This window comes from uncultured Blautia sp., assembly GCF_902497045.1.
GTDB lineage: Bacteria > Bacillota > Clostridia > Lachnospirales > Lachnospiraceae > Blautia_A.
In genome coordinates, this window is the sequence record NZ_CABVDF010000242.1 from 1 (window position 1) to 3,986 (window position 3,986).

At 40.1% G+C, this 3,986-nt stretch carries 4 protein-coding genes and 1 pseudogene; all 5 read left to right on the forward strand.

From position 1 onward, the window contains the following. Positions 1–300, forward strand: a pseudogene (locus RDS42_RS13060) (XRE family transcriptional regulator); the annotation flags it as partial. Between the two features lie 346 nt (positions 301–646). Next, a complete protein-coding gene (locus RDS42_RS15030) occupies positions 647–1,162 on the forward strand; it encodes a DUF6431 domain-containing protein (protein ID WP_226851808.1) in 516 nt (171 codons plus the stop codon). Positions 1,163–1,235: 73 nt separating this feature from the next. Beyond that, a complete protein-coding gene (locus RDS42_RS13065) occupies positions 1,236–2,642 on the forward strand; it encodes a DDE-type integrase/transposase/recombinase (protein WP_021739040.1) in 1,407 nt (468 codons plus the stop codon). A gap of 6 nt (positions 2,643–2,648) precedes the next feature. After that, positions 2,649–3,473 carry an ExeA family protein gene (locus RDS42_RS13070; protein WP_021739041.1) on the forward strand — a complete coding sequence of 275 codons (825 nt, stop codon included), beginning with the start codon at positions 2,649–2,651 and terminating at the stop codon, positions 3,471–3,473. Next, positions 3,470–3,814, forward strand: a complete 345-nt coding sequence (locus RDS42_RS13075) for a DUF6618 family protein (protein WP_226851809.1) — start codon at positions 3,470–3,472, stop codon at positions 3,812–3,814. Before RDS42_RS13070 ends, RDS42_RS13075 begins: the two co-directional genes overlap by 4 nt. Positions 3,815–3,986: the final 172 nt, after the last annotated feature.

The following is a 3,986-nucleotide window of genomic DNA, read 5'->3' on the forward strand; positions in this document are numbered from 1 at the left end:
GTAGATAGAATTACTTCTGATGAAGAAAGAAAAAAAGCCTTAACTGCCATTTATGGAGAATTTGCAAAATTGAAATTGGGCGGAAAAATCAAAGTTTCTTGCGCCACTCCTTCTTACGAAGATTATGATTATTTTGTTACAATTCCGCCATATCAATTAAATACAAATGCTTCAATTATACATTTTGATTCTGAACTCGAAAGATTTGCAGACGAAACCTTTTTAGAGACAGCTTTACCACTTAAAGAAAATATTCCTGTTAAGGATTTTTGTAATCTTACCGAACCACTGATACTATAACTTTTTGATTTTATCACAGAGAGAGTTACTTATGGCTCTCTCTTTTTTTTACACTTCCTCCTCCCACGTTCCAACTCATTATGGCTAATCATTTTCTAAAGCAAGATCCACCTGTGTTTAACAATATTGTCTTTCATCACAATATTCTCTCATCAGGTTTTCATCTTGCTAGGGTGTTTATGATCTCCTAAATTGTCCAAATCCAGATCTGCTTGATTGTCCACCAATTGATTAGTATACTGTCCTTATCAAGAAAAAGGAAAAGGTTCCAAAGCACCCTCCTAGCAAGATCGTACTCTGGAACCCTGGTCAATAACCATGTTTATTGTAACAGATTACACCCGGATTGGACAACATATTTTTACAAGAGAGCAATGAATTTCTTTGTCCTGTATGTCGAATAGGAAATTTGATTTTCAGAGATTACTGCAAACGAATCATCCGCTACGAAGATGGTTCTCATGAATGGATTCAAATCCCGAGACACAGATGCAATAATCTGAAATGCAAGAGAATTCACCGGATGCTGCCAGATTGTCTGGTTCCGTATAAACACTATAATGAGGAAACAATCTCTGGCGTTTTGGATGATATCGTTAATCCTGATGATGAAGATTCTGAAATTTATCCTTCCGAAAAAACGATGCTCCGCTGGCATCACTGGTTTATTTTAAATCAATTCAACATAGAAGGACATATGAAATCGATTGGTTACAGATTACTGGGTTTTAAAGAGGAACTGTTAAAATTCAGTAATTCATTGCTCGGTCACATAAAGAGTTCCATGCCAGATGCCTGGCTGAGAACCATTCTCCGTTACCTATATAATTCGGGGAATTCTTTACAGCCATGCTATTCGTGAGTTTTACCGACTTTGTTTTCACTGTCCGGGAAAAGGACTGTATGATGATCTCAGAAAGGAGATACATACAGTTATGAATCAAAATACAGCTTTAATAAGAAAGCAGAACCGTGATGAAATTGCTTTACAGAAGTATACGATGATCTCACCACTATTGGATGAAAATATTGATCCGGCTGCGGTAAGAGAATTGCGAAGTAAACTGGCAGAACAGAACGGATTATCCGAACGTACATTACGTAGATATGTCAATGCTTATCAGAAAAAAGGATTTGAAGGATTAAAACCGGCAGAACGTGTCCGGTATAAAAAAGAAGTGATGCCTGATAATTACGATGAAATCCTGCAAGAAGCAATCCAACTCAGACGAGAGGTCCCTCGCAGATCTGTAGAACAGATCATTTTTATTCTCGAATCAGAAGGAAAAGTCGCTCCGGGCGTATTAAAGCGTCCAACTTTACAACGGCACCTATATCAGGCCGGATTCGGCTCTGCTCATATGGATATTTATCAAGATGCAAGAAGAAGCTCATCAAAACGTTTTTGCAAGTCGCATCGAATGATGTTAGTCCAGGGAGATATCAAGTATGGCCCGAAACTTCCCATTGGGAAAAATGGAGCCATGGTACAAACCTATCTTTCTTCTGCGATTGATGATCATTCCAGAATGATCCTGGCTTCACAATTCTATGATAATCAGGAAGAAACCATCGTGGAAGACACTTTTCATAAGGTAATCCTGAAGTTTGGCCGATTTGATAAGTGCTATTTCGACAATGGAACCCAGTATGTTGCAAAACAGTTAAAGCTGTCCTTAGCAAAGCTATCTATACGGGTTGCACATGCCCCTGTAGCAAGCGGTCAGTCAAAGGGAAAAATAGAAAAGTTCCATCAGGTAGTAGATGATTTCATTGCAGAGGCAAAAGCGAAAAAAATCTACACACTGGAGGAACTGAATTATTATTGGAGCATTTATCTGGAAGAATACTACCATAACCGATCACACGAAGGAATCCGGGAATACTATCAAAGTCTTGGAGTATCCGTTCCTGAAGAAGGGATCTCTCCGTTGCAGGAATTCAACCGGGACAACCGTCCACTTGTTTTTCTGGACAGTACTGTTGTTGGAGAAGCATTCCTTTATCATGAATCCCGTAAAGTTGATAAAGGCGGGTGCATTAGTTTCCAAGGACGACGTTACGAGACAAAAACTCAGTTGATTGGACGTACTGTTGAGATTGCTTATGCTCCATCATCACCTGAGATCATTACTGTGACCGCACATGGAATGGAACCTTTTCAGGTAAGGCCTTTAAAGATTGGTGAATACTGCGAACCACGGGGAATGATTCCAAAAGAAATGCAGAAAGAAGAACCTGAGACCTCAAGATTTCTGGATGTACTCGAAAAGCAGCATAAGGAATCAGTCAGGCGCTGCGCTGATGCGATCTCGTTCGGTGCATACAAACGGGAGGTGTAGCGGACTATGTATGAAAAATTTTACCACATGACACACACACCTTTTTCCAGAAAAGTTCCACCGGAAGCATTGTATGAATCAAAAGCAATGACAGATTGTCTGGGACGCCTTGCATATGTCGCTGACCGTCAGCTTTTTGCAGTAGTTACCGCAGATGCCGGATGTGGGAAATCTACTCTTATCCGTAAATTTTCCGCAAGCCTTTCAAAAGAAAAATATATTTTCCTGTATTTATCGGATTCAAAGCTCACACCGAGATGGTTTTATAAAGGATTGCTGGATCAGTTGGGATTGGAATCCAAGTTTTACCGGGGAGACGCAAAGCGACAGCTGCAAAAGGAAATCGAAATCATCCGCGGTGTACATGGACAGAAAGTAGTATGCGTGCTTGATGAAGCGCATCTGCTGGAAAAGGAAACGATCGAAGAATTCCGCTTTTTATTAAATTACCGGTTTGATTCGGAAAGCCCTATGGCACTGGTATTGGTTGGACAGTCAGAACTCTGGGAAGATAAGCTGCGGTTAAAACGCTATGATGCCGTCCGGCAACGGATTGATATTAACTGTGTCTTACCACATTTAGACCGGGCGGAAACAGAAAAATATATTCAATCGCATTTGACATATGCCGGGATTATTGACCGGGAATTATTCAGCCGGCGGGCTATGGATGAAATCTTCCGACTTTCATGTGGAATTCCGAGACTGATTAACCGAATTTGTGAAAAATCCCTGATGTATGGCTGCCAACAAAATCTCCGTATCATTGATGATCAGGATGTTATCTACGTCAGTGAACATGAAATGTTAAGGGGAGGTGAGCAATCATGACTCTCACTTATCAGTATCCAGTGGTATATTTTTACGGTGATGATGAAGAAGACTCAGAAATCGTTCAGAAAGAAGGACGGATTGAACCGCTAAAAACGGACAAAGAACCTTATGAAGCAATCGTATCAGCAGAAGGATACAGCTTTCATATCTTGTTTGGTTCTCAAATCGGTGGAATGTTTCTATGCATTCCCGGATGGCACATGGGATGTGAATTGTCTCATTTGAATGATATATTTTGGAACAGGGAGTCCATTTCTAGAAGCGATGAATCATTTGGATATGAAAATGCAACAGCGATTGCATATGCATTGAAAGAACTTAACGAATTGGTTGGATAAAATGATATCGCCGGAACAGTCCGGCGATATCAAAAAGAACTATTGTGGACACAAGATTGAGCTGTTTCTAGACAATTTGGGTAATCAGGAATTGGACAATTTGAGAGATCATAAACACTAGGGATTCCCCAAACCCATTTTTCTATTTATGCCGAGGTCTCAGTATACACTA